Origin of the sequence: Tenacibaculum lutimaris (assembly GCF_003610735.1) — a bacterium.
Taxonomy (GTDB): domain Bacteria; phylum Bacteroidota; class Bacteroidia; order Flavobacteriales; family Flavobacteriaceae; genus Polaribacter; species Polaribacter lutimaris.
This window is the reverse complement of sequence record NZ_RAQM01000007.1, coordinates 242,160-267,739: the sequence shown is the minus strand read 5'-3', so window position 1 is coordinate 267,739 and position 25,580 is coordinate 242,160. Positions and strand designations below refer to the sequence as shown.

The 25,580-nt window shown below is 31.8% G+C and carries 25 protein-coding genes; 15 read left to right on the top strand and 10 right to left on the bottom strand.

From position 1 onward, the window contains the following. Positions 1 to 163: 163 nt before the first annotated feature. Positions 164 to 778, top strand: a complete 615-nt coding sequence (locus C8N26_RS04890) for a deoxynucleoside kinase (protein WP_028892394.1) — start codon at positions 164 to 166, stop codon at positions 776 to 778. On the opposite strand, the gene C8N26_RS04885 is transcribed toward C8N26_RS04890, so the two are convergent. Then, positions 770 to 1,504 carry a TrmH family RNA methyltransferase gene (locus C8N26_RS04885; protein ID WP_120186299.1) on the bottom strand — a complete coding sequence of 245 codons (735 nt, stop codon included), beginning with the start codon at positions 1,502 to 1,504 and terminating at the stop codon, positions 770 to 772. The genes C8N26_RS04890 and C8N26_RS04885 overlap by 9 nt on opposite strands. 71 nt (positions 1,505 to 1,575) lie before the next feature. On the opposite strand from C8N26_RS04885, the gene tamL reads away from it, so the two are divergent. The 6 genes from tamL to folK all read left to right on the top strand — a co-directional run bounded on the left by tamL (position 1,576) and on the right by folK (position 10,354). Continuing rightward, on the top strand, positions 1,576 to 4,029 hold the full coding sequence (gene tamL, locus C8N26_RS04880; RefSeq protein ID WP_120186298.1) for a translocation and assembly module lipoprotein TamL: 2,454 nt from the start codon (positions 1,576 to 1,578) through the stop codon (positions 4,027 to 4,029). A 94-nt stretch (positions 4,030 to 4,123) separates the two neighbouring features. Next, positions 4,124 to 5,182, top strand: coding sequence for a class II fructose-bisphosphate aldolase (fbaA, locus tag C8N26_RS04875; protein ID WP_120186297.1), 1,059 nt, complete (start codon positions 4,124 to 4,126; stop codon positions 5,180 to 5,182). Positions 5,183 to 5,233: 51 nt separating this feature from the next. After that, on the top strand, positions 5,234 to 6,091 hold the full coding sequence (gene accD / locus C8N26_RS04870) for an acetyl-CoA carboxylase, carboxyltransferase subunit beta (RefSeq protein ID WP_120186296.1): 858 nt from the start codon (positions 5,234 to 5,236) through the stop codon (positions 6,089 to 6,091). A 142-nt stretch (positions 6,092 to 6,233) separates the two neighbouring features. Beyond that, positions 6,234 to 6,503 carry a 30S ribosomal protein S15 gene (gene rpsO, locus C8N26_RS04865; RefSeq protein WP_028892389.1) on the top strand — a complete coding sequence of 90 codons (270 nt, stop codon included), beginning with the start codon at positions 6,234 to 6,236 and terminating at the stop codon, positions 6,501 to 6,503. Between the two features lie 187 nt (positions 6,504 to 6,690). After that, on the top strand, positions 6,691 to 8,931 hold the full coding sequence (locus C8N26_RS04860; RefSeq protein ID WP_028892388.1) for a polyribonucleotide nucleotidyltransferase: 2,241 nt from the start codon (positions 6,691 to 6,693) through the stop codon (positions 8,929 to 8,931). 292 nt (positions 8,932 to 9,223) lie between these two features. Further along, entirely contained in the window at positions 9,224 to 10,354 is a 1,131-nt protein-coding gene (folK, locus tag C8N26_RS04855; RefSeq protein ID WP_120186295.1) for a 2-amino-4-hydroxy-6-hydroxymethyldihydropteridine diphosphokinase, read from the top strand. A 27-nt stretch (positions 10,355 to 10,381) separates the two neighbouring features. Here the strand turns inward: folK and gldC are convergent, their stop codons facing one another. Next, the gene (gene gldC / locus C8N26_RS04850) at positions 10,382 to 10,720 is read right to left on the bottom strand and encodes a gliding motility protein GldC (protein WP_120186294.1); all 339 of its coding nucleotides are present in this window, start codon (positions 10,718 to 10,720) and stop codon (positions 10,382 to 10,384) included. Then, complete coding sequence (gldB, locus tag C8N26_RS04845; RefSeq protein WP_120186293.1) at positions 10,720 to 11,682, bottom strand: gliding motility lipoprotein GldB; 963 nt, start codon at positions 11,680 to 11,682, stop codon at positions 10,720 to 10,722. Before gldB ends, gldC begins: the two co-directional genes overlap by 1 nt. 92 nt (positions 11,683 to 11,774) lie before the next feature. On the opposite strand from gldB, the gene nadE reads away from it, so the two are divergent. Beyond that, a complete protein-coding gene (gene nadE / locus C8N26_RS04840) occupies positions 11,775 to 12,563 on the top strand; it encodes an NAD(+) synthase (protein ID WP_120186292.1) in 789 nt (262 codons plus the stop codon). Between the two features lie 213 nt (positions 12,564 to 12,776). On the opposite strand, the gene dnaG is transcribed toward nadE, so the two are convergent. After that, positions 12,777 to 14,786, bottom strand: coding sequence for a DNA primase (dnaG, locus tag C8N26_RS04835; RefSeq protein WP_120186291.1), 2,010 nt, complete (start codon positions 14,784 to 14,786; stop codon positions 12,777 to 12,779). Positions 14,787 to 14,894: 108 nt separating this feature from the next. Here dnaG and C8N26_RS04830 point away from each other — a divergent pair, with 108 nt between their 5' ends. Next, positions 14,895 to 15,797 (top strand): leucine-rich repeat domain-containing protein, encoded by a 903-nt coding sequence (locus C8N26_RS04830; RefSeq protein ID WP_120186290.1) that lies wholly within the window; start codon positions 14,895 to 14,897, stop codon positions 15,795 to 15,797. Between the two features lie 70 nt (positions 15,798 to 15,867). Here C8N26_RS04830 and clpX read toward each other — a convergent pair whose 3' ends face one another. The 4 genes from clpX to C8N26_RS04810 form a co-directional block, all read right to left on the bottom strand. Continuing rightward, positions 15,868 to 17,106, bottom strand: a complete 1,239-nt coding sequence (clpX, locus tag C8N26_RS04825; protein WP_028892381.1) for an ATP-dependent Clp protease ATP-binding subunit ClpX — start codon at positions 17,104 to 17,106, stop codon at positions 15,868 to 15,870. Between the two features lie 43 nt (positions 17,107 to 17,149). Continuing rightward, the gene (gene clpP / locus C8N26_RS04820) at positions 17,150 to 17,809 is read right to left on the bottom strand and encodes an ATP-dependent Clp endopeptidase proteolytic subunit ClpP (protein ID WP_028892380.1); all 660 of its coding nucleotides are present in this window, start codon (positions 17,807 to 17,809) and stop codon (positions 17,150 to 17,152) included. A gap of 126 nt (positions 17,810 to 17,935) precedes the next feature. Beyond that, positions 17,936 to 19,258: a trigger factor gene (gene tig, locus C8N26_RS04815; RefSeq protein ID WP_120186289.1), complete on the bottom strand. Its 1,323-nt coding sequence runs from the start codon at positions 19,256 to 19,258 to the stop codon at positions 17,936 to 17,938. A 131-nt stretch (positions 19,259 to 19,389) separates the two neighbouring features. After that, complete coding sequence (locus tag C8N26_RS04810; protein WP_028892378.1) at positions 19,390 to 19,737, bottom strand: phage holin family protein; 348 nt, start codon at positions 19,735 to 19,737, stop codon at positions 19,390 to 19,392. A 195-nt stretch (positions 19,738 to 19,932) separates the two neighbouring features. Here C8N26_RS04810 and C8N26_RS04805 point away from each other — a divergent pair, with 195 nt between their 5' ends. The 3 genes from C8N26_RS04805 (at position 19,933) to C8N26_RS04795 (ending at position 21,666) form a co-directional block, all read left to right on the top strand. Next, entirely contained in the window at positions 19,933 to 20,499 is a 567-nt protein-coding gene (locus tag C8N26_RS04805) for a Crp/Fnr family transcriptional regulator (RefSeq protein WP_120186288.1), read from the top strand. Positions 20,500 to 20,561: 62 nt separating this feature from the next. Further along, a complete protein-coding gene (locus C8N26_RS04800; protein ID WP_120186287.1) occupies positions 20,562 to 21,140 on the top strand; it encodes an NAD(P)H-dependent oxidoreductase in 579 nt (192 codons plus the stop codon). Positions 21,141 to 21,222: 82 nt separating this feature from the next. Further along, positions 21,223 to 21,666, top strand: coding sequence for a TlpA family protein disulfide reductase (locus C8N26_RS04795; RefSeq protein WP_120186286.1), 444 nt, complete (start codon positions 21,223 to 21,225; stop codon positions 21,664 to 21,666). On the opposite strand, the gene C8N26_RS04790 is transcribed toward C8N26_RS04795, so the two are convergent. Together C8N26_RS04790 and C8N26_RS04785 are read right to left on the bottom strand one after the other, a co-directional pair. Beyond that, positions 21,667 to 22,437, bottom strand: a complete 771-nt coding sequence (locus C8N26_RS04790; protein ID WP_120186285.1) for an alpha/beta fold hydrolase — start codon at positions 22,435 to 22,437, stop codon at positions 21,667 to 21,669. 2 nt (positions 22,438 to 22,439) lie between these two features. Then, positions 22,440 to 23,153 (bottom strand): pyridoxine 5'-phosphate synthase, encoded by a 714-nt coding sequence (locus C8N26_RS04785; RefSeq protein ID WP_028892372.1) that lies wholly within the window; start codon positions 23,151 to 23,153, stop codon positions 22,440 to 22,442. 59 nt (positions 23,154 to 23,212) lie between these two features. Here C8N26_RS04785 and C8N26_RS04780 point away from each other — a divergent pair, with 59 nt between their 5' ends. From C8N26_RS04780 to porG, 3 genes are all read left to right on the top strand, one after another. Further along, positions 23,213 to 23,872, top strand: a complete 660-nt coding sequence (locus tag C8N26_RS04780; protein WP_120186284.1) for a CBS domain-containing protein — start codon at positions 23,213 to 23,215, stop codon at positions 23,870 to 23,872. Between the two features lie 22 nt (positions 23,873 to 23,894). Next, entirely contained in the window at positions 23,895 to 24,791 is an 897-nt protein-coding gene (locus C8N26_RS04775; protein ID WP_120186283.1) for an NAD kinase, read from the top strand. Positions 24,792 to 24,895: 104 nt separating this feature from the next. Then, on the top strand, positions 24,896 to 25,576 hold the full coding sequence (porG, locus tag C8N26_RS04770; protein WP_120186282.1) for a type IX secretion system protein PorG: 681 nt from the start codon (positions 24,896 to 24,898) through the stop codon (positions 25,574 to 25,576). The last annotated feature ends 4 nt before the right edge of the window (positions 25,577 to 25,580 follow it).

Below are 25,580 nucleotides of genomic sequence, written 5' to 3'. Positions count from 1 at the left end.
TTTTACCACACTAAACAAAAAAAGCGAGCTAATTAGCTCGCTTTTTTGTTTATCTACTATATTGATTTGTTAATCTTGTTTCTTAATTCCTTTTTTTATGTACTTTTACCTCCCCTGAACTGGCATTGCCAGTAATATTAAAATCATTATTACACAAATAATTATGCACGTAGCAATTGCCGGAAACATAGGCGCAGGAAAAACCACATTAACCAAATTATTAGCAAAACACTACAATTGGGAACCTCATTTTGAATCAGTTGATGAAAACCCTTACTTAGATGATTTCTACGGTGAAATGGAGCGTTGGTCTTTTAACCTGCAAGTATACTTTTTAAATAGCCGTTTTCGTCAAGTTTTAGAGCTACGCAAGTCAGGTAAGAAAATAATTCAGGATAGAACTATTTACGAAGATGCTCATATTTTTGCTCCAAACTTACATGCAATGGGGCTTATGACCAATAGAGATTTTAGTAACTATTCTTCGTTATTTGAATTAATGGAGAACTTGGTAACTCCTCCTGATTTGTTAATTTATTTACGTGCAGATATTTCTACCTTAGTCGGTCAAATACATAAACGAGGTAGAGAATATGAAAACTCTATTAGCATTGACTATTTAAGTAGATTAAATGAACGTTACGAAGCTTGGATTAGCCAATACAACAAAGGAAAACTATTAATTATAGATGTTGATAATTTAGATTTTGTTGATAATCAAGAAGATTTAGGATATGTAATCGACAGAATTGATGCTCAGATAAACGGATTATTTTAATCCTCTTTTAAACTCACTCAGTAAAATTGCTGTAGCTGTAGCTACATTTAGGCTCTCTGTTTGTTGCAAATCACCAAATCTTGGAATGGTTAACGCGTGTTTTACTATTTGAGCAATTTCAGGTGAAATTCCGTTAGCTTCGTTCCCCATAACCAACACAGCTTTTTCTGGTAATGATGATATGTACACATTTTTACCATCCATATCAGCAGTAAAAACTGGAAGTTTACTGTTTGTTAGAAAATCTTCTAAATCTACATACAAAATATTTACCCGTGTTAAAGATCCCATAGTAGATTGCACCACTTTTTGATTGTAACAATCAACTGTATTTTTTGAACAAACTAATTCAGTAATTCCAAACCAATCACATAAACGAATAATGGTTCCTAAATTTCCAGGATCATTAATTCCATCAAGAGCAACCATAAATTTATCTTGATTGATTTCTTTTTTCTTTGGAATTTTAAACAATCCTAAAACTTTATTAGGGCTTTTAAGTGTACTTATTTTTTTTAATTCGTTTTCAGAAATTAACGTTACACCACATTTTTTTAATGGTTCAAAAGATGCATCTACAGAAAATAAGTGTTCAACTTCTAATGAAGATGCTAACAACTCATTTACCACTTTCACTCCTTCTGCCACAAATAATTGGTGCTTTTGTCTATACTTTTTTTGTTGTAAACTAGTTATTAACTTTATGTTGTTTTTAGATAAGCTCATTAAATTATTTTTAACACTCTAAAACCACTAAAAAATAGTATTTTTGATTCTTAATACGAGGCGTAAAGTTAATGAAAAAACTTTCTTTCTTCTTTTTATTAGTAGTCTTATTCAGTTCGTGTAGCACGATTAAATATGTTAAAGAAAATGAATTATTACTAGCAAAAAACACAGTGTATATTGACAGTGTAAAAACTTCGAGTGAAAACATTTCTGAATTACTTATACAACGTCCTAATGCTAAGGCTTTAGGAATGCCTTTATCGTTACATTTTTACAATCTTGGAAATCCTGAAGCACCAAAAACACCAAGTGAATGGGGAAAAAAACATCAAAAAACCTATAATTTTATTAGTGATGTTTTTTCTGAAAAGCAAAGTATTTCTGTTGCTAAAACTTTTATAGGTTTCAACAATTGGTTTTTAACTAGCGGGCAAGCTCCTGTTATTATAGACGATAAAAAAACGCGAAGAACAGTAGACAACTTAAAAACATACTATCAAACTGAGGGGTATTTCAGAGCAAAAGTTACATCTAAAAAAGATAGTATTGGTAAAAAGAAAGGAGAAATTAGCTATCATATTACCAAAGGAAACCCTTCGCTTATAGATACTCTTAAAACTTTTATCACTTCCCCTGTTTTAGACTCTCTATATCTATCGACTAAAGATAAAAGCTACTTAAAATCAGGAGATCATTATAAAGATAACAACTTTATAAAAGAAGCTAATCGATTAGTTAAACTATTTAGAAACAAAGGTATTTACCATTTTAATGAAAATTACATTTCCTTTGATGTTGATACGCTCAAAAACTATGAAAAAGCAGACGTAGATATTAACATCTCTGATAGAGCCATTCCTTTTCAAATTCAAAAAATTAAAAAAGTTAATGTTTATACAGATTTCTCTTATAATAAACGTAATTCTAAACACAGAGATACTACAAACTATCACGGAATTGACTTTTATGCTCTTCGCAAATTAAAATACAATCCTAAATATTTATCTCAATCTATCTTTATAAAACCGAATACTGTTTATAGTGATTCTCTCAGAAATTTAACCCGATTACATTTAAGAGGTTTAAAAAACTTTAAAGCTACTTCTATTAGATATGATGAATTGAGTGAAAATGAACTAGAAGCTAACATTTTTTTAACTCCTATTGAAAAATATACCTTAGGGTTTGAATCTGAATTATCTCGTTCAAATATTCGTAATTTTGATGTTTCTTTAAAATTCTCTTTAACTAATAGGAATACTTTTAAAGGTGCAGAAATCTTTAAATTTTCAACTTTTGGTTCTTATTTTAACTCAAACAATGGTCCTGGTTGGGAAATAGGTTCTGACATTTCTTTAGAAGTCCCTCGTTTTATGGCTCCTTTCGGACTACATAAACTAGTTCCTAAAAAAATGTTTCCTAGAACTAAATTCTATTCAGGTATAGCGATTCAAAAAAACATTGGTTTAGACAAACAAAACATCTCTGTTGGAATAGATTACAAGTGGGATTATGATGCTAAAAAATCTATTCAACTAGAAATACTAAACACGCAATACATTAGAAATTTAAATGTAGATAATTATTTTTCTATCTATGTTTCAGAATATCAAAAACTAGCTGAAGTTGCTCAAATTTATAACCCTTCATATACTTTTCCTGACAATACACCTAGTAACTCTAACGAAATAATAAGTTTTGTATCAGATGTTATTACAGATGCTAATTTTGCTGCTTCAAATCCTATTGAATTTCAAAACGTTTTAAATCTTGCAAACAGATATAATATTGTAACCTCTGACTTTTTGATTCCTGAAATTGCTTATGGATATACATATAACAATCAAGAAAGTGTTAAAGATGCTAGCTTTTCATTCTTGAAAATTAGGGTTGCTAACTCTGGTAACTTCATGGGACTGTTATCTAAGAACAAAAATATTTTAGGTCAAAAAACAGTATTTAAAATTCCCATAGCACAATATTTTAAAACGGATATTGAATATAAAAAATACTGGGATTTAGGAGACAATAATGTACTTGCTCACAGAACTTTTCTTGGAGCTATTTTTACTTACGACAATTCAGACATTCCTTTCTCTCGTAGTTACTTTGCTGGAGGTTCTAATGACATCAGAGCTTGGAGAACCTATGATTTAGGTCCTGGTACAAGAAGCCCTGTGTTAGAATATAACATTGGAAGTTTAAAGTTTTTAACTAGTTTCGAATACCGCTTTAATGTCTTTGGTTCTCTTAAATCAGCTTTGTTTGTTGATGCTGGAAATATTTGGGACATTACTAATTCTAGTTTTGTTGATGATCCTTCTAAATTTAAAGGAATTAAATCGATAGAAGATATTGCAGTAGGTGCTGGTTTTGGGCTTCGTTATGACTTTAAATTTCTAATTGCTAGATTAGATTTAGGCTTCAAAGCACACGAACCTTACCTAACTGGTAATAGATGGTTTAGAAACTTTAATTTCACTAACTCAGTACTAAATATCGGTATCAATTACCCTTTTTAATAAACTACTTTCTATCAAAAATTTATCGCAACTTATAAAAAAAGTGTAGATTTGTTCCCTAATTTTGTAACACACAACTAATAAAAAACAAAAGATGATTAAACCTGGGGTTGCCACCGGAAAAGAAGTTCAAGAAATTTTTGAATTAGCAAAGAAAAAAAACTTTGCGCTACCAGCTGTTAATGTTGTAGGATCTAACACAATTAATACTGTTTTAGAAACAGCTAAAGAACTTAACTCACCTGTAATCATTCAATTCTCTAACGGAGGTGCTCAATTCAATGCAGGTAAAGGCTTATCAAACGAAAACGAAAAAGCTGCTATTGCAGGTGCTGTAGCAGGTGCCAAACATATACATTTATTAGCAGAAGCTTACGGAATTCCTGTTATTTTACATACCGATCACGCTGCTAAAAAATTATTACCTTGGATTGATGGTTTATTAGATGCTAGTGAGCTATTTTATAAAGAAACAGGAAAACCTTTATACAGTTCTCACATGATTGATTTAAGTGAAGAACCTTTAGAAGAAAACATCGAAATTTGTAAAGAGTACCTTGCACGAATGAGTAAAATGGGAATGACTTTAGAAATTGAATTAGGAATTACTGGTGGTGAAGAAGATGGTGTTGATAATTCTGATGTAGATGTATCTAAATTATACACACAACCTGAAGAAGTAGCTTACGCTTATGAAGAATTAATGAAAGTAAGCCCACAATTTACTATTGCTGCTGCTTTTGGAAATGTGCACGGAGTTTACAAACCAGGAAACGTAAAACTAACTCCAAAAATCTTAAAGAACTCTCAAGAGTATATTTCAGAAAAGTATAACGTTCCTCACAATACAATCGACTTTGTATTCCACGGAGGATCAGGTTCTACTTTAGAAGAAATTCGTGAAGCAATCGGATATGGAGTTATAAAAATGAATATCGATACTGATTTACAATATGCGTTCACCGAAGGTGTTCGTGATTATATGAAAGAAAAATCTGCATATTTGCAGTCTCAAATCGGTAACCCTGAAGGAGATGATGTTCCTAACAAAAAACATTACGACCCTCGTAAATGGTTACGTGAAGGAGAACAAACTTTTAAAGCTAGATTAAAGCAGGCTTTTGAAGATTTAAATAATGTAAATACATTATAAAATTCTTTGGAAAAAGAAAAACCAAACAACTAAAGATTAAAAAACTAAATTATGGCTTGGTTTAAACGTACAGACAAAGGGATTCAAACCCCAACAGAAGAAAAGAAAGACACACCAAAGGGTTTGTGGTATAAAACCCCAAGTGGAAAGATAATTGACACAGATGAACTTAAAAAGAACCTATATGTAAGTCCAGAAGATGGATACCATGTACGTGTAGGAAGTAAAGAATATTTTGAAATATTTTTTGATGATAATAAGTTCACAGAAATAGCACCAAAATTATCTGCTAGAGACCCTTTAAAATTTGAGGACACTAAAAAGTATCCTGAAAAATTAAAAGCAGCTCAGAAGAAAACAGGTTTAAAAGATGCTGCACGTGCTGCTGTTGGTAAATCAAACGGGAAAGACTTAGTAATTGCTGCAATGGACTTCTCTTTTATTGGTGGTTCAATGGGTAGTGTTGTAGGTGAAAAAATAGCACGCGCTATTGATTATTCACTTGAACACAAAATTCCTTTCTTGATGATTTCAAAATCAGGAGGAGCACGTATGCAAGAAGCATTAATTTCTTTAATGCAATTAGCAAAAACTTCTGTAAAGCTAGCTCAATTAGCAGAAGCTAAAATCCCGTACATTTCATTATGTACAGATCCTACTACAGGAGGAACAACAGCTTCTTTTGCAATGTTGGGAGACATTAATATTGCTGAACCAAATGCCTTAATTGGATTTGCAGGACCTCGTGTAGTAAAAGATACTACGGGTAAAGATTTACCTGAAGGTTTCCAACGTTCAGAATTCTTATTAGAACACGGTTTCTTAGATGCGATTTACGAAAGAAAAGACTTAAAAAAACAGGTGAATTTATATTTAGATTTAATACAAAACCAACCTGTAAGAGCATAACAAAAAAGCTAGCAAATGCTAGCTTTTTTGTTTTCTGTCATTTTCAATATACATGAATAGTTTTCATTCAAAAAATAATTGTACATTTGCAACTTCAATGTAATAGCATTGAGTACATAATAATCATTTAAATAATATTGGCATGTATTTAACAAAAGAAGTTAAAGAACAAATCTTCGCAAAACACGGTAAAGGAGCAAATGATACTGGTACTGCAGAAGGACAAATCGCGTTATTTACGCACAGAATTAACCACTTAACTGAGCACTTAAAAAGAAATCGTAAAGATTTTAACACTGAGCGTTCATTAGTTAAAATGGTAGGTAAGCGTAGAAGTTTGTTAGATTATCTAAAGAAAAAAGAGATCAACAGATATCGTGCGATTATTAAAGAATTAGGAATTAGAAAATAATTCTACAAAAAAAGAGGCTCTATAAACGTGCCTCTTTTTTATTTTACATCAAAAAGTATTTCTGACTAACAAACAGAAATTTATATATAAAAAGTTCAAAATTATTAACAACAATTTTGATTTTCCATTGGAACAACAACAACACAACAACAAACAAAAACGAATTAAAATTTAGAAGAATTAATTTATGATTCCAAAAGTATTTAACCAAGTAATAGAGCTTGGAGATGGAAGGACCATCACATTAGAAACAGGAAAATTAGCAAAACAAGCAGATGGTTCTGTTGTTGTAAGAATGGGAGATACAATGTTATTAGCAACAGTTGTATCAGCAAGAACTGCAAACCCAGGTATTGACTTTTTACCATTAACGGTAGATTACCGTGAAAAATTTGCCGCTGCGGGTCGTTACCCTGGTGGATTTATGAAGCGTGAGGCACGCCCTTCAAACGAAGAAATTTTAACAATGCGTTTAGTAGACCGTGTATTACGTCCACTATTCCCAAAAGATTATCACGCAGAAACCCAAGTGATGATTCAATTAATGTCTCATGACGAAGAAGTTATGCCAGATGCCTTAGCTGGTTTAGCAGCATCAGCAGCTATTCAGTTATCAGACATTCCTTTTGAAGCACCTATTTCTGAAGTACGTGTTGCACGTATTAACGGTGAGTTTATCATCAACCCAAGCGCTACTCAATTAGCAGAAGCTGACATCGACCTAATGGTTGGAGCTTCTAACGACTTTGTTGCCATGGTTGAAGGTGAAATGGATGAAGTTTCTGAAGAAGAAATGGCAGAAGCAATCCGTGTAGCACACGAAGCTATTAAAGTGCAGTGTGATGCTCAGGTAGCTTTAGCTGAAGCATTTGGTAAAAAAGAAACTCGTGAGTATGAAGGAGAAGCTGAAAATGAAGAGTTAGCTGCTAAAATTCACGAAGCTACTTACCAAAAATGTTACGATATTGCTAAAAAAGGAACTTCTAAACAAGAAAGAGGTTTAGCTTTTTCTGAAGTAAAAGATGAAGTTATCGCAATGTTTACCGAAGAAGAATTAGAGGAGTATGGAGATTTAGTAGGAAAATACTTTGGTAAAGCACATAAAGCAGCTGTTAGAGACTTAACTTTAAATGAAGGTTTACGTTTAGACGGACGTACAACTACTGATATTAGACCAATTTGGTGTGAGGTTGATTATTTACCAAGAACTCACGGTTCATCAATCTTTACACGTGGAGAAACTCAGGCATTAGCTACTGTTACTTTAGGTACCTCTAGAGATGCTAATATGGTAGATTCTCCAACATTACAAGGTGAAGAAAAATTCTACTTACACTATAACTTCCCTCCTTTTTCAACTGGTGAAGCACGTCCTTTAAGAGGAACTTCTCGTCGTGAAATTGGTCACGGAAACTTAGCTCAAAGAGCTTTAAAAGGAATGATTCCTGCAGATTGTCCTTACACAGTACGTGTGGTTTCTGAAGTATTAGAATCTAACGGTTCTTCTTCAATGGCTACTGTTTGTTCTGGTACTATGGCATTAATGGATGCTGGTGTTCAAATGAAAAAACCAGTTTCAGGTATTGCAATGGGATTAATTTCTGATGGTGATCGTTATGCTGTATTATCTGATATTTTAGGTGATGAAGATCACTTAGGTGATATGGACTTTAAAGTAACTGGTACTGCTGATGGTATTACTGCTTGTCAAATGGATATTAAGATTAAAGGATTATCTTATGAAATCTTAGTAAAAGCATTAAAACAAGCTCGTGATGGTCGTTTACATATTTTAGAGAAATTAACTGATACTATTGCCACTCCAAATGCAGATGTGAAGCCGCATGCTCCTAAAATGGTGAACAGAGTTATTCCTAACGATTTAATTGGTGCGTTTATCGGACCACAAGGAAAACACATTCAAGAGTTACAAAAAGAAACAGAAACTACAATTGTAATTAATGAAGATCCTGTTACTGAAGAAGGAATCGTTGAAATTTTAGGAACAAACCAAGAAGGTATAGATAAAGTTATAGCTCGTATTGAGTCTATGATGTTTAAACCTGAAAAAGGTTCTATTTACGAAGTAAAAGTGATTAAAATCTTAGATTTTGGTGCGGTAGTTGAATATACTGAAGCTCCAGGAAACGAAGTATTATTACACGTTAGTGAGTTAGCTTGGGAACGTACAAACAATGTAACTGATGTAGTAAACATTGGTGATATTATTGATGTAAAATACTTTGGAATTGATCCTAAAACTCGCAAGGAGAAAGTATCTCGTAAAGCGATATTACCTAAACCAGAAGGTTACGTTGCTAGACCACCTAGAGACAATAACAAAGATAACAGAGGAGGTCGTGACAATCGCAACCGCGATAACCGTCGTGATGATAGAAGACCTAGAGAAGAGAAAAAAGAATCATAATATTCTTTTCTATATAAAACAAAAAGGTAACCAAATTGGTTACCTTTTTGTTTTAATACACCTCTATTAAAGTTTCCAATAAAAAAAGGCTACCATAACGGCAGCCTTTTAACTTAGAGTTGTTCTAGATCATTCCCCAATAATCATATAAAAATCTTACTCTATAAAGAAATCCAATAATAAAACAGTTAAACACAAAAACACCCTACCTTTTTTTGAAAAAAATATTTAAATAAAAAGCCATTTTTTTAGCACTTCTTATTTAAGTTTTATTTTTCTTTGCATTCTACTCATGAAAATACAACGAATCACATACATTTCTATAGGAACCAATCAAGGGGACAAGCTTACAAACATTCAACAAGCAATTAATTTAATTGCGGATAAAATTGGTGCGGTTTTAAAAGTAGCTTCTGTATACGAAACAGCTTCTTGGGGTTTTAACAGTAACAATTTTTATAATACTTGTATAAAGGTTTCAACGTATTTACCACCTGAACAATTAATTTTAAGACTTCTTTCTATTGAAAAAGAATTAGGGAGAACAAGAAAAGACACTGATGGATATTCTGATAGATTGATTGATTTAGATATTTTATTATTTGATGATGAAATTATCTTTTCAAAAACTTTAATAGTTCCGCATCCTAGAATGTTAGAGCGTAAATTTGCCTTAGTTCCTTTGGTTGAAATTGCTCGTAATGTCATTCACCCAATAGAGAAAAAACATTTATATATCTGTTTAGAAAATTGTTCTGACACTTCGGAAATCACAAAGCTAGACATGAAGCTTGAGCGACCAATTCCTATTACTGAAAAGTATAACTACATTGCTATAGAAGGAAATATTGGTGCTGGTAAAACATCATTAGCCAATATGATGTCTGATGAATTTAACGCTAAAATTGTGTTAGAACGTTTTGCTGATAATCCGTTTTTACCAAAGTTTTATAACGACAATGAACGTTTTGCTTTTCCTTTAGAAATGAGTTTCTTAGCAGATAGATACCAACAACTTTCTGATGATTTAGCGCAATTTGATTTGTTTAAAAACTTTATTGTTTCTGATTATTATATTTTTAAATCGCTCATTTTTGCACAGGTTACTTTGCATAGTGATGAATATAAGTTGTATAGAAAAATGTTTGATTTAATGTATAAAGAAATCACAAAGCCTGATTTGTACGTATACTTATATCAAAACACAGAACGCTTACTAGAAAATATTAAAAAGCGTGGGCGTGATTACGAGCAAAATATAGAAGCGAGTTATTTACAAAAAATCCATGATGGGTATAGCAACTTTATCAAAACACAACCTGATTTAAACATTCTAATTGTTGACGTTTCTGATTTAGATTTTGTTAATAACCTTGAAGATTACGAAACCATCATTAATAGGATAAAAAACTACAATGCATAAAAAAAGCAGCTTTAAAAGCTGCTTTTTTTATTTCTGAATTAATTCTAATTTTTCAGCAAAGTAGTCACAAAAATCACGCATGGTTGCACTCATTTTTTCATCGTTTGTAGCTCTTTCAAAAGAGTTTGCCATAGACACTAAGGTTTGATGAAAAAACTGCTTCATTTCATCTACAGGCATATCTTTAGTCCATAAATCCATACGTAACGTATCTTTTTGTTTATGATCCCAAACAGATAGCATAATTGCTTTTGAAGCTTCGTCTTTTATACCTCCATCTTCTGCGTTCCAAGTAATTTCTTCTGGAATTCTATTATCGTCTAATCCTACTTTAAATGTGATTTTTGATGTATGTTTAACCGCCATTATCTCTTTGGTTTGTATCCTGATTTTTTGAAGATTTCATCTTCACTTGTTTGTAATAATTGATGCAAAGATACATCATTCTTTTGCATATACGAACGTACGATTTGCCAACCAATCCACTCTCCTATTCTTCCTGGTGATTGACTATCTTCTTCCATATAAAACTTAGAAAAAGGAGCTAAATCTAAAAAGCGTTTATCAACATCTTTACTTGTACTGTACAACAAATCTTTTTCTACAAAATACATCCATATTTGTTCTTCATTCCTCTCTGCCCAATCTAATTTTATTTGTGAGTAACCAATTTTTAAGGCATCTAATGTATTTGGTAAATAAGCATCAAGTAAATACATTTTCTTTCCTCTAAAAATCATTTTATCAATAAAACTCCTAGCCATACTAGGTAACATTTGCTTACCTACAATAGCTTTAGCTACATCTACTACGATGTGTTCTTTGGTATTATTTTGTTTTACATAAGCTGGATAATCATTATAAAACTCATGTTCTTTTCCTAAGTAAGAATCTAAAGAAATCAACAATAAACTGTCAGTATATACTATTCGATTGTTGTAATCAATATTTGTTAACATGGTAATTACTTTTGGGCTCACAAACTTCGGATTGTAATATTTTACATGTTTGAACAATGATGTTAATTCTTCTTTTTCTTTATTGATTTCAGAAAAAACTTTTTGTGTTTCAGCAAACAGTTCTTGTTCATCTTTATTATTTATTTTATTAACCCAAACACTATCTGGTTGCGAAGGAAAAAACATCGGATATTTTTCTTTTGTCTTAGAAAGTTCACTAGGTTTTGTATTGTAAAAATCGATATCGAAACGCTCTATTTCTACATTAGCTTCAATATTCGACACATCAACACTTAATTTATTACTTTCTTCATTTTTACATGAAAACCCTATCAGAATTAAGGTAACCAACGCTAAAATTTTTCTCATGAACTTTAGTATATTTACATTCTAAATTATAACGTCGAAATTACTAAATTAGTTTTTATCCGTAACTGATAAACTCTTAAAATATCTCAAAAATGAACACTCCTAAAGTTGCAGAACACATCATAAACTGGTTGAAAGAATATGCTACAAATGCTAAAGTAAATGGCTTTGTTGTTGGCATTTCTGGTGGAATTGATAGTGCTGTTACCTCAACTTTATGTGCTAAAACTGGCTTACCTACTTTATGTGTAGAACTACCAATTCACCAAGCTGAAAGTCAAGTAAGCAGAGGAAATGAACACATTAAGCAATTACGTGAACGTTACACAAACGTGAGTGAAATGGAGGTAAACCTAACCTCTACATTTGAAGATTTTAAGACTGTAGTTCCTCAAATTGAATCTTCCCCTAAAGTTGATTTAGCTTTAGCCAATACTCGTGCTCGTTTACGAATGACCACTCTATATTATTTCGCTGGTTTACACGGTTTTTTAGTAGCTGGAACAGGAAATAAAGTAGAAGATTTTGGTGTAGGATTTTTTACTAAATACGGTGACGGTGGGGTTGATTTAAGTCCAATTGCTGATTTGGTAAAATCAGAAGTATATGAATTGGCAGCTTATTTAGGTGTACCTGCTTCTATTCAAAAAGCACAACCAACTGATGGTTTATTTGGCGACAGCAGAACTGATGAAGACCAGATTGGAGCTTCTTATGATGAATTGGAATGGGCTATGAAAATGCAAAATGCAGGAAAAACAGTTGATGATTTTTCAGGTAGAGAGTTAGATGTATATAAAATATACACGCGTCTTAACCGAATTAATCAACATAAAATGGTTCCAATTCCTATTTGTGAAATCCCTGAAGAATTAAAGTAGATTAACAGACATCATTTGCCGCTTAATCTTTTGATAAGCGTGTTTTTTTTGTCCATTTGATATATTGAAAGGCAGTATAATAAGCAACCTTAGCAACTCTAGAATTTGCAGTAACTTTCTCATTTTTTTTTATTTCTTGTTCTTTTCGCAAGTAAATTTACAAAAAAAATGTTAAGAACCTTAAAATTCTAATCTTTTAGCAATTTCTTAATCTTAAATAACGCGGTTTAATTTTTCAAAAAGTCGTTTTTTTAACCCTGTATAATTAGCTATTTCTTCCAGATCAGGAGTTACACTTTGTTCTTTACTTTCATGCATTATCTCCTTTATTTTTTCTTCAATTAAAACCCTACGTAAATTTAAAACTGCATCTGTAACTAGTTTAGGAAGGATTTTTATCGTTTCAGTTACAAAAACCTCTTTACGCTCCCAATCACTTAAGTTATATTTTTCCTCATCCATCAAAATATTGGTTACCAAACTTGATATTTGAGGATTTTCATGCATAACCAAATAATCTACACTTATTTTTTCATCTTGATTTAATTGATGAATTAATTCAAAATAAGTTAATCTAAAAATTTCATTGGTAAATTCTATTTCGTCTTCTTGCAAATTCAAATACAACTCGTTAGAAACAGTATTTTGATATTCTTCTTTTTCCAGTACAGGTCGCCCTCTTTCATCTACTGCATCTACCCAGTTGACAAAATCAACAATTTCATTCCCATATAACAGCAAAATTCTTATAATTTCTTTTTCTAGAATATTTAGCTGATCGATACTTTGCTGTAACTTTCCTTTACCTCCTTTTACAAGTCCCATTACAGGTTGATCTTGTTCATACATATACTCAGGAGGTGGTTGACTAGGATCCTGTCCTAAATTAGTTTTCTTTACCGCTACAGCTCCTTTTTTTAATAATTGAGCCAATTCACTAAATAAAACTTGCTCAGAAATATCCATAATACGAGCACACTCTTGTACATAAACCTCTCTTTGAATTCCGTCAGGAATCTTAGAAATACTCGTTACAATATCGCGAATTAAACCTGCTTTTTTTACAGGATCATTCGCCGCTTCTTTCATTAATAAAGAAACTTTGAACTCTATAAAATCTTGAGACTTTTGTGTTAAATACTCTTTTAATTCAGCATTAGAATGTGCTTTTGCAAAGCTATCAGGATCTTCTCCTTCCGGAAAAGTAACCACTTTCACATTCATTCCTTGCTCTAGAATTAAATCAATTCCACGAAGTGATGCTCTGATTCCCGCTGCATCTCCATCAAAAAGTACTGTAATATTTTTAGTTAATCGGTTTACCAATCGAATTTGATCGGGAGTTAATGCTGTACCTGATGAAGCTACTACATTTTCTATTCCTGATTGGTGGAATGAAATTACATCGGTATATCCTTCCACTAAAAAACAATTATCTTCTTTAGCAATTTCTTTTTTAGCTTGATATAATCCGTAAAGAATTTTACTCTTATGATAAATTTCACTCTCTGGTGAATTCAGGTATTTTGCTGCTTTTTTATCGTTCGTAAGAATCCTTCCTCCAAAACCTAAAATTCGTCCCGACATACTATGGATTGGGAACATCACACGTCCTTTAAATCGGTCAAATTTTCTATCTTCTGCTCCACCTTCTTTAACAATAGTTAATCCAGTAGATTTTAAATATTTTAAATCGAAACCTTTATCTAAAGCAGCTTTGGTAAAGTTATCCCACTCATCTTTACAATATCCTAAGTCGAATTTTTCTATGGTATCTTCTCTAAAACCACGTTCTTTAAAATACGACAGCCCTATAGCTCTACCATTTTGTGTATTCATTAACACATCGTGAAAGTAATCTTTGGCAAATTTTGATACCAAAAACATACTTTCTCGTTCGTTCATCTGCTCTTTTTGTTCATCAGATTGCTCGGTTTCTTCAATTTCAATATTGTATTTATTTGCCAACCAACGTATAGCTTCAGGATAGGTATAATGCTCATGTTCCATTAAAAAAGAAATGGCATTCCCTCCTTTACCTGTACTAAAGTCTTTCCAAATTTGTTTTACAGGCGACACCATAAAAGATGGGGTGCGTTCATCAGTAAACGGACTTAACCCTTTAAAGTTACTTCCTGCTTTTTTTAACTGCACAAACTCTCCTATCACCTCTTCTACTCGGGCGGTTTCAAAAACTTTATCAATGGTTTGTTGGGTTATCATACACTATAAAATAGAGCAAACAAATATATAGATAAGACAACTCTTCTTAAATTAAATTTGCTAAAAACATATAAATATATAATTTTGACAAAAAATTCCCCCTTATTAATGAAAACAATTATCCCCTTTAGTTTAGCATTACTTTTATCTTACAATACATTTTCACAAGAAACTATTCGAATTCCTGACATCGGTTTAGAAGAATGTTTGGTTGATTTAAAAATTGACTCTAACGGTTTAAACGGAAGTATTACCATTAGTGATGCTGAGTATGTTACTAACTTAAACATTGACAATCCTGTTACAAATAAGGATTTACCTAATGTATATTCAAAAATTAAAAACTTAACTGGTTTGGAGAGCTTTCCTAACTTAAAACGTTTAGATTGTTACGATAACGAAATTACTAAAATAGATTTATCTCAAAGTTCTTCTATAAGTTTTTTAAACTGTACTCAAAATAAAATTGAGCGTTTAGATGTTAGTAACAATCCTAATTTAACTTACATAAGTTGTGATAGCAACAATATGAGTTCGTTAATTCTTGGTAAAAACTCTAATCTTGAAAGCTTATATGCTAGCTATAACAAATTAACTACGTTAGATGTATCTAACTGTCCTAATCTTATAAATATGGACGTTACTGGTAACAATATTAAAACTATTGTTGTTAGTGAAGCTCAATTATCTAATATTCCTGCAGGTTGGTATAAAGACGACAAAACAACCTATGCTACTAGCAGTGGTGAGGTAGCAGATACAAACACTATGGTTATAGAACAGAAAAAAACTACTAAAAAAGTTATAGAAAAACCTAAAACAGCTGAAAAACCTGTAAAAAAATATGCAGAAAGCTTTATACAGTTGGTTGTTTCTGAATATGAAAAAAATGTATTAGACAAAGCTCACCTTAAAAAGGTTAAAGAAGATTTAATGTATAAATACGACATTAAAGGTGAAGAAATTACCGAGTGGATAGAACAACATAGTAAACTTCACAAAACAGAATAGTTACTTTATTAAAAAGCATAAAAAAAGCCATCAAGAATTTGATGGCTTTTTTTATTAGTATGTTTTTTGCTTATGAAGCTGCTTTTAATTTTTTTAATGCTGATTTAGTTAATTTTGCTTCAGCATATTCTTTAGTTACACTAAATTCTTTTTCATCAGAACTTGGTATCTCGAACATTGCATCAGTTAAAATTGCTTCACATAAAGAACGTAAACCACGTGCCCCTAACTTATACTCTACTGCCTTATTAACAATAAACTGTAATGCTTCTTCGGTCATTGCAAACTCAACCTCATCCATAGCAAACAATTTAGTGTATTGCTTTACTATTGAATTTTTAGGCTCAGTTAAAATAGCTCTTAATGTTTGAGCATCTAACGGATTCATGTAACTTAATACAGGTAAACGACCAATGATTTCAGGTATTAAACCAAAAGATTTTAAATCTAAAGGAGTAATGTATTGCAATAAGTTATCTTGATCTATTTTATCTTCTTCAACTGAAGCACTATATCCTACAGCTTGCATGTTTAAACGCTTGCTTATAATTCTATCAATTCCAGAAAAAGCTCCTCCTGCAATAAATAAAATATCTTTGGTATTTACTTCAATAAACTTTTGTTCTGGATGTTTTCTTCCTCCTTTAGGAGCTACATTTACCACCGCTCCTTCTAACAACTTCAATAATGCTTGTTGCACTCCTTCACCAGAAACATCACGTGTAATAGACGGATTATCGCCCTTACGAGCAATCTTGTCTATTTCATCAATAAACACAATACCTCTTTCTGCTTTTTCAACATCATAATCAGCTGCTTGTAACAAACGACTCAAAATACTCTCAACATCTTCCCCTACATAACCTGCTTGTGTTAAAACAGTAGCATCTACAATAGAAAATGGCACGTTTAACATTTTTGCAATAGTACGTGCTACTAATGTTTTACCTGTACCCGTTTCACCAACTAAAACAATATTAGACTTTTCAATTTCTACTTCGTCTTCATCTCCTCTAGTTTGCAATAATCTTTTGTAGTGATTGTATACTGCTACAGACATTGCTTTTTTGGTTTCATCTTGACCAATAATATACTCATCTAAAAAAGCTTTAATTTCTTTAGGCTTTTTTAAAGTTAAGTCTTTTGATAAATCACTTGTTTTAAGTTCTGCTATTTCCTCCTCTACAATTCCGTGAGCCTGCTCTATACATTTATCACATATATGAGCATCTAAACCTGCAATTAATAAATCGGTTTCAGGTTTTTTACGACCACAAAAGGAACATTGTAAATTTTCTTCTTTCGACATCTTATCAGCTTATTGCTAATAGCCAAAGCTATTAGTTGTTAATTTATTTTCTAGTTAAAATTTCGTCAACCATACCGTAAGCTTTCGCTTCATCAGCTTTCATCCAATAATCTCTATCAGAATCTTGGTTTACTTTTTCTACAGTTTGACCTGAGTGTTTTGCGATAATTTCATACAACTCATCTTTTAATTTTAAAATTTCACGAGCTGTAATTTCAATATCAGATGCTTGTCCTTGCGCACCTCCTAATGGTTGGTGAATCATGATACGAGAATGCGGTAATGCTGAACGCTTTCCTTTTTCTCCTGCACACATTAATACTGCTCCCATAGAAGCGGCCATACCTGTACAAATAGTTGCTACATCTGGCTTAATAAATTGCATTGTATCGTAAATACCTAAACCTGCATACACTCCACCACCTGGTGAATTAATATAAATTGAAATATCTTTATTAGCATCTACACTTTCTAAGAATAACAATTGTGCTTGAATTACATTAGCTACTTGATCGTTAATTCCTGTACCTAAGAAGATAATTCTATCCATCATTAAACGAGAGAAAACATCCATTTGCGTGATGTTCATCTGACGCTCTTCCATAATGTATGGAGTTAAGCTACTTGTTATTTTCCCGTAGTAGTTACTATTTATTCCGTGGTGCTTAGTTGCGTATTTTTCGAACTCTTTTCCGTAATCCATTTAAAATGTTTTTAGGTTATAATGATGTAAATATAAGAACAATTTCGTTAGTATTTTGTTACAGTTTATGGCTAAAAAAACCTGAATGTAGATTCAGGTTTTTCTTATTACATCAGTTATAAACTGTTATTTGTATACTTCTTTAATGAAATCTTCAAAAGAAACTTCTTTAGTATCAAAACTCATGTTTTCTTTATAAAAAGCTAATAATTTCTGAGAAATTAATTGCTCTTGTAAACGACGAGCTTCGTCTTGATTTTGTAAGATTCTTCCTGCGATATCCTCTAATTCCTTTTCTTCTGGATTCATGTTACCAAACTGCGCCATTTGAGCTCTAATAAACCCTTTAGCGTAGTCTACTAATTCAGCATAGTCTAATTTGATATCGTTATCTTTCATAATCTTTCCTTCGATTAATTGGTAACGTAATCCTTTTTCTGACTTGTTGTATTCTTCAACAGCTTCTTCAGCAGTTAATTCTTTTTCTCCAGCAGTTTGTAACCACTTTTGTAAGAATTCAACTGGTAAATCAAATTTAGTATTCTCTACTAAGTTCTCTGTAATTGCATTTAACAATTGTTGATCTGCTTGTTGTTGGAATTGCTTTTCTGCGTCTTCTTTAATTTTGTCTTTTAATTCAGTTACAGTTTTTACACTTCCGTCAGCAAATAACTTGTCAAATAACTCTTGATCTAATTCTGCTGGCTCTATTTCAGTAATTTCTTCAATAGTAAATGTTACAGGAATGTCTAAATCGTGAACCTCATCATGAGATACACCTAAAGCTCCTTGTAACTTGTGCTCGTCTTCAAATAAGTTTTTAGTTTTTAATTCTAAAACGTCTCCAACTTTAGCACCTACAAACTTTTTTAAGTTTGTTTTTCCTTTAATATCTTTTACAGAAATTGTAGATTTTTTGTTGATTTCTTTCTCTTCGTTTACGAAAGTACCAGTAACGTTAGTTTCTTCTGTAGCTTCGTCTTTAGCAGACATTTTACCGTAACGAGTTTGAATGTTTTCAACTTCTTTCTCGATTAACTCGTCTGTAGCAATGATGTTATATTGAGTTACTTTGTCTTTTGGTTGTAAGTTTACGTCGAACTCAGGAGCTAATCCTAATTCGAATTCAAAAGAGAATTTATCAGCATCCCAATTGAAATCTTCTTGAACTCTTGGTAATGGGTTACCTAAGATATCTAACTTCTCTTCAACTAAGAATTTGTTTAACGACTCTTGTAAAAGCTTGTTTACCTCATCAATCATTACTGATTTTCCGTATTGCTTCTTTACCATTCCCATTGGTACATTACCTTTTCTGAATCCAGGAATGTTAGCTGTTTTACGGTAATCGTTTAATACTTTTGTTACTTTATCTTGATAATCTTCTGCAACAATATCAACTTTTACAACTGCATTTAATGCATCTACGTTTTCTTTTGTTATATTCATCTTAAAAATCTGTTTCTTAAAAAATCGGGTGCAAAATTACTACTTTATTTATTGATAACCAATACTTTTAAATATAAAAATATCTACTTTTTCACCACCCTTATTTTCTAGTTTTTACTGTGTTAGGTTACTTATTCGTCTCCTTCTTTTAATAGCGAAAACATTAACGATCTAAAAATTGACAGTAATACACTGAACAAAAGCGCTGTAAAAAATCCGCTAACTGCAAATCCTGACACTAGTTTATCTGCCAATAATATAATTACTGCATTAATTACAAACAAGAATAATCCTAGTGTAACGATGGTTGCTGGCAGTGTGAAAAACACTAGCAACGGACGCACAAATAAATTTAACAACGCAATTACTACCGCTACAATTACTGCAGTTGTATAGCTTGCTACGGTTACTCCTGGTAAAATATTTGCCAATACAATTACCACCAATGCTGTTAACAATACTTTTAAAAATGTTTTCATTTTTCTTTTTAATTTAATTGGTTATGAATTATAAATTTACTCATTTTTAACTGAAACTATTAATTCGTAACACTTCCTACACTTTACCACAACCATACCAAAAGCAAAAACCTGCAGTTTTGGCAGGTTTAAAAACTTTATTTTAGTTTTTGAGAGATTTATTTAATTTCGCTTTATTCATAACCAATCTTTTAAATGCTCAAAAAACACTTAGCCTCATATAACATTCTTACTGAAGAAGAAATAGACAATTTTGTAAAGTTAGTCAGGTATAAAAAACTTAACAAAGGTGATTTTTTTATACAAGAAGGAAACACTTGCAAAGAAGTAGCTTTTATAGCTTCAGGTATTTTCAGGTCGTTTTATCATTCGTCTGACGAAAAAGAAGCTACCTATTGTTTGTTATCAGAAAACTCATTTGTTACTGCATATTCATCTTTTATCTCTCAAACAAAAACTAACGAGAATATTCAAGCATTAACCGATGCAGAACTATACAGCATTACCAAAGAACAATTTGCAGCCTTAGAAAATTCAAGCACTAATTGGTTACGTCTTTTTAAAACATTTGCTGAGCAAGAATATATAAATCTTGAAAACAGAATTTTTGTGTTACAAAATGAAAGTGCTGAAAATCGTTATAAAAAACTATTAGAAACACACCCTAGCTATTTACAAACCATACCACTACAATACCTTGCTTCTTACTTAGGAATCACTCAACGACATTTGAGCCGAATTAGAAAATCGGTTTTTTATTAGACAATTGTCCTTTTTAAGCTTGTAAAACCAACCGTACTTTGCTTTATAATCACAAACATATTATGAAGCATATTTTATTAATAAACGGACACCCAGACAAAGAAAGTTTTAACCACGCACTAGCAGCTTCCTACAAAAAAGGTGCTTTGGAAACCGATGCTACTATTGAAGAAATTACTATTACTGACTTAAACTTTAATCCGAATCTTAAATTCGGTTACCGAAAAAGAACTGAACTTGAACCTGATTTGCAAGAAGCTTTATCTAAAATTAAAAAAGCAGATCATATTGTTTGGGTCTTTCCTGTTTGGTGGGCAGGCTATCCTGCAATGATGAAAGGTTTTATTGACAGAACTTTTTTACCTGGAATTACTTTTCAACCCGTTAAAGGAAAACCTTTTCCTGAAAAACTTTTAAAAGGCAAAACCTCTCGACTCATTATAACTTCAGACACCCCTGGTTGGTATGATTATCTTTTTATGAAAAGACCTGCTATTAGACAATTTAAAAAAGGAACCTTGGAGTTTTGCGGCATTACACCTGTAAAAACCACTTTTTTATCAGTAATTAAGAGCTCAACTCCTGAGCAGCGAAATAAATGGCTAGAAAAAACATATACTTTAGGTAAAAACTTACAATAACTAAACTACAAGCTATTTTTTTAGCTTGTAGTCTTCTCTAAACTTATCTCTTTTTTAAATATTTTTGCTAAAACTTTACCTCATGGATACTAGCAACATTATCACTTCTATAAAAGTTACTGATTTTGAAAACAACGAAGTAGATTTATTAGAGAAATACCCTAACAAACCCATTCTTCTTTTGTTTTATAACAATGCTTGCTTAGGGTGCACTGGTAGAGCCATACCACTTGCTTATCAGTTTAAGCAAGACTACAAAAACATTGAAATCATAGGTATTCATAGTAACTTTACGAGTAACGATGTTTCTAAAGAAGATATCCTAAGTATTTTCACCATCAAGGAGCTTCCTTTCCCTATTTACATTGATAAAGATCATAAAATGTACGATTTTTTTAATTCGGAAGGAACTCCACAATGGATATTACTAACCTCAAAAGGTGAAGTTTATCGTTCTATTTTTGGTTCACAAGACAATGCGCAAAACAGATTGTATTATGCTTTAGAAAACTTAACTGAACAATAATTATTTAACAAGAAACTGAATTGCTTCTTTATAAAAATCTGTTGGGTTTTCTGCATGCAACCAATGCCCTGCATTTGCTATCGTTTTAATTTCTGAATTTGGAAAGTGTGCATGTATTAAAGGTTCATCTTCTTTCGAAATATATCCTGAGTTTGCTCCTCTTAAAAACAGTGTTTCACCTTCAAAAATTGTGAATGAAGGTAACGCAACACCAACCTCATTATTGTTTTCTGTTAATGATTTTAAATTGAAACGAAAAGCTAGTTTGTCTTTTGTTTTTCTATAAACATTTTTCAACAAAAATTGACGAATTCCTACTTCTGAAATCAATTCAGCTAATTTTTCATCGACTAATGTTCGAGAGTTTTGAATATTGAAATCTATTGAATTTAATGCAGCTAAAATATCATGATGATGTGGTGGATACATTCTCGGAGAAATATCGGCAACAATTAACTTGTTAACCAATTCTGGATATTCTGTAGCAAATAACATTACTGTTTTTCCTCCCATGGAATGCCCTAACAAATCTACTTTTTCTAGATTATGATACTGAATGTAATTGTATAAATCACCTACCATCAACTCATAATCAAAAGCTTCGGTTTGAAAACTACGTCCGTGATTTCGTTGATCTATCAAATGTACTTCATAACCGTCTTCTGCAAATTTATTGGCATGTGATTTCCAATTATCTCCCATACCAAAGTATCCGTGTAAAATCAACAACGGTTTTCCTTCTCCAATTATTTTAGAATGTAATACCTCCATACTTATTGTAAACGATGTAAATACATATTTACAACATTTTGTAAACCTAAATACAAACTTTCAGAAATTAACGCATGCCCAATTGATACTTCTGCCAAATGAGGAATGTTTTGTTTAAAAAATTGGATATTATCTAAACTTAAATCATGTCCTGCATTAACCCCTAAACCTAATTCGTGTGCTAAAATAGCTGCTTCTGTATATGGTTTTACACCATTTGTATTGCCTTTTTCATATTGAACAGCAAATTCCTCAGTGTATAACTCAACTCTATCGGCTCCTGTTTTCGCTGCAGCTTCAATCAATTTTAAATCTGTATCAATAAAAATAGATGTGCGAATTCCAGCATTTTTAAACTCAGCAATTACTTCTTGTAAATAAGATTGATGCACTATCGTATCCCAGCCAGCATTTGATGTAAGCTGATCTACACCATCAGGAACCAAAGTTACTTGCGTTGGCTTTATCTCTAACACCATTTGCATAAACTTATCAATAGGGTTTCCTTCGATATTATATTCAGTAGTAACCAACGGTTTTAAATCGTATGCATCTTGATAACGAATATGACGCTCATCGGGTCTTGGGTGTATGGTAATTCCTTCAGCTCCGAACTCCTGAATATCGGTTGCTACTTTCAATAAATCTGGCACATTTCCTCCTCTAGAATTACGAAGTGTAGCTATTTTATTAATATTAACACTTAATTTTGTCATGTTGTAAAATTAGACCACAAAGGTAACGCATTCCAACATTTTAAACTATATTCGTAGTAATGAAAATCAATGATTTTATACTAAAAGAGATTAAAGCACTTACATTAAACAGCTCTGTAAAAAGTGCTCAACAAGTATGTAAAGACTTACCTATAACACATATTCCAGTTGTGGAAGATGGTAAGTTAATTGGTTGTTTACCTGAAAGTGATATTCAAACTATTGAAAATAAAAACCGTACACTTAACGAGTACACTTACATGTTTGATCACTTTTACACGAATGAAAAAGCTACGTTACTTGATTTAATCGCTTTGTTTGCGGATAACGACTCTAATTTAATCCCTGTTTTAGATAAAAACTTGAACTATGTTGGGTATTATGAACTAAGTGATATTTTAGATGCTTTTGCCAACAGCCCTTTTATACATAATGAAAGTCAAACTTTAATAATAGACAAACCTAAGAGTGACTATTCTATGAGTCAAATAACTCAAATTGTAGAAACCAATAACGGAAAACTCTTAGGGGCTTATATTTCATCTGAAAACATAGACAATATAGAAGTTACCCTTAGAATTGTTTCTGAAGAAATTAATGAAATTATTCAAACGTTTCGCCGATACGACTACAACGTTATCACACAACATGAAGACGATTTTTATCTAGAAGAGCTTAAAGATAGAGCTGCCTATTTAAGAAAATATCTAGATATGTAATTTCTAAAAAAATATTTTACAAGTGAAAAAAGTAGCTATTTACGGACAAGCTTATACTACACTAGCAGAAAAAGAAGTTAAAATTCTTTTAGATGTTTTAGAGAAACACAACATCGTTGCCTTTTTTGAGCAACAGTTTTACGATTTATTTGTTGAAAATGATTCACTAAACAAAAAGTACCCTACCTATACACATTTTAATGATTTATCAAATACTTTTGATGTAATGTTCACTATTGGAGGAGATGGTACTATTTTAAGAGCCGTTACCTATATACGTGACTTAAATATTCCTATAATGGGGATTAATACTGGGCGTTTAGGTTTCTTAGCAACCATTCAAAAAGATCAAATTGAAGAAGCTATTAACTTAGTACTTAAAAAAGAATACACTCTTCAAGAACGTTCTTTATTACAAATAGAAACATTTCCTAATACCGAAGATTTTTCTGAACTCAACTTTGCTTTAAATGAAGTAACTATTGCAAGAAGAAACACTACTTCGATGATAGGAATTAAAACTTTTTTAAATCAAGAATATTTAACCAATTATTGGGCAGATGGATTAATCATAGCAACACCAACGGGTTCAACAGGATATTCATTAAGTTGCGATGGCCCTGTAATTTTACCAAACTCAAAAAGCTTTGTTATTACTCCTATTGCACCACATAACTTGAATGCTCGTCCGATGGTTATCCCTGATGACACTGAAATACACCTTGAAGTAAGCGCCCGTGAAAAAGATTTTTTAATCTCTTTAGACTCACGTATTGCAACGGTTTCACAAGAAACCAAGATCAAAATTAAAAAAGCCTCATTTACCATAAAAAGCATTTTACCTAAAAACCAATCCCATTTAAAAACCTTACGCGGTAAACTTTTATGGGGAGAAGACACAAGAAATGAAGCTTTATAACTTATACAATTACAATAAATTCACAAAAAAAAAGTTAATCAAAAAGACGGATTATTAACTTTTTAAAGCAAATTCAATTCCCTATATTTGCACGCTATTTTACAATGAGAGGACTTATTTTATCAATATTATTTGTTTGTTTAGTTGCACCTTTACAATCACAAATTCATGAAATCGGAATATTTGCCGGTGGCTCTAATTATGTGGGAGATATAGGAAGCACAAACTATATATACCCAAATAAATTCGCGGGGGGTATTATTTATAAGTACAATTTAAATCCTAGAATTGCTTTAAGAGGTACATATACATATATTCCTGTTTCTGGTGATGATGCAGACGCTAGTAATCCTTCTCGTCAAAACAGAGGATACAGCTTTTCAAATAACGTACATGAATTTGCTGCTGGTGTAGAATTTAACTTTTTCGATTATAACATTAGTGATTACAGAACCACTTTCACCCCTTATATTTTAGCTGAAATCGCAGCTTTTAACTATAAAAGCCCAGACTCTCAAATCTCAAACAATACTATTTCATTAAAAAATAAATTCTCATATACTTTACCTGTGGGTATTGGTTTAAAAGGAAGATTAGCAGACAATTTTGCTATTGCTTTTGAAACTGGTATACGTTTTACATTTGAAGATGATTTAGATTACACAACAGATAAAATAAACTCACTAGACTTTGGTGGAAATGGAAATGACTGGTATACTTTTTCAGGAATTTCTATTGTTTACACCTTCGGAAGACCACCTTGTTTTGGCGGAATAGCAGACTAATTAT

Excerpts from the sequence above, each read along its gene's own strand:
- C8N26_RS04890 (WP_028892394.1), top strand. The coding sequence starts at position 164 with ATGCACGTAGCAATTGCCGGAAACATAGGCGCAGGAAAAACCACATTA.
- C8N26_RS04885 (WP_120186299.1), bottom strand. The coding sequence starts at position 1,504 with ATGAGCTTATCTAAAAACAACATAAAGTTAATAACTAGTTTACAACAA.
- tamL (WP_120186298.1), top strand. The coding sequence starts at position 1,576 with ATGAAAAAACTTTCTTTCTTCTTTTTATTAGTAGTCTTATTCAGTTCG.
- fbaA (WP_120186297.1), top strand. The coding sequence starts at position 4,124 with ATGATTAAACCTGGGGTTGCCACCGGAAAAGAAGTTCAAGAAATTTTT.
- accD (WP_120186296.1), top strand. The coding sequence starts at position 5,234 with ATGGCTTGGTTTAAACGTACAGACAAAGGGATTCAAACCCCAACAGAA.
- rpsO (WP_028892389.1), top strand. The coding sequence starts at position 6,234 with ATGTATTTAACAAAAGAAGTTAAAGAACAAATCTTCGCAAAACACGGT.
- C8N26_RS04860 (WP_028892388.1), top strand. The coding sequence starts at position 6,691 with ATGATTCCAAAAGTATTTAACCAAGTAATAGAGCTTGGAGATGGAAGG.
- folK (WP_120186295.1), top strand. The coding sequence starts at position 9,224 with ATGAAAATACAACGAATCACATACATTTCTATAGGAACCAATCAAGGG.
- gldC (WP_120186294.1), bottom strand. The coding sequence starts at position 10,720 with ATGGCGGTTAAACATACATCAAAAATCACATTTAAAGTAGGATTAGAC.
- gldB (WP_120186293.1), bottom strand. The coding sequence starts at position 11,682 with ATGAGAAAAATTTTAGCGTTGGTTACCTTAATTCTGATAGGGTTTTCA.
- nadE (WP_120186292.1), top strand. The coding sequence starts at position 11,775 with ATGAACACTCCTAAAGTTGCAGAACACATCATAAACTGGTTGAAAGAA.
- dnaG (WP_120186291.1), bottom strand. The coding sequence starts at position 14,786 with ATGATAACCCAACAAACCATTGATAAAGTTTTTGAAACCGCCCGAGTA.
- C8N26_RS04830 (WP_120186290.1), top strand. The coding sequence starts at position 14,895 with ATGAAAACAATTATCCCCTTTAGTTTAGCATTACTTTTATCTTACAAT.
- clpX (WP_028892381.1), bottom strand. The coding sequence starts at position 17,106 with ATGTCGAAAGAAGAAAATTTACAATGTTCCTTTTGTGGTCGTAAAAAA.
- clpP (WP_028892380.1), bottom strand. The coding sequence starts at position 17,809 with ATGGATTACGGAAAAGAGTTCGAAAAATACGCAACTAAGCACCACGGA.
- tig (WP_120186289.1), bottom strand. The coding sequence starts at position 19,258 with ATGAATATAACAAAAGAAAACGTAGATGCATTAAATGCAGTTGTAAAA.
- C8N26_RS04810 (WP_028892378.1), bottom strand. The coding sequence starts at position 19,737 with ATGAAAACATTTTTAAAAGTATTGTTAACAGCATTGGTGGTAATTGTA.
- C8N26_RS04805 (WP_120186288.1), top strand. The coding sequence starts at position 19,933 with ATGCTCAAAAAACACTTAGCCTCATATAACATTCTTACTGAAGAAGAA.
- C8N26_RS04800 (WP_120186287.1), top strand. The coding sequence starts at position 20,562 with ATGAAGCATATTTTATTAATAAACGGACACCCAGACAAAGAAAGTTTT.
- C8N26_RS04795 (WP_120186286.1), top strand. The coding sequence starts at position 21,223 with ATGGATACTAGCAACATTATCACTTCTATAAAAGTTACTGATTTTGAA.
- C8N26_RS04790 (WP_120186285.1), bottom strand. The coding sequence starts at position 22,437 with ATGGAGGTATTACATTCTAAAATAATTGGAGAAGGAAAACCGTTGTTG.
- C8N26_RS04785 (WP_028892372.1), bottom strand. The coding sequence starts at position 23,153 with ATGACAAAATTAAGTGTTAATATTAATAAAATAGCTACACTTCGTAAT.
- C8N26_RS04780 (WP_120186284.1), top strand. The coding sequence starts at position 23,213 with ATGAAAATCAATGATTTTATACTAAAAGAGATTAAAGCACTTACATTA.
- porG (WP_120186282.1), top strand. The coding sequence starts at position 24,896 with ATGAGAGGACTTATTTTATCAATATTATTTGTTTGTTTAGTTGCACCT.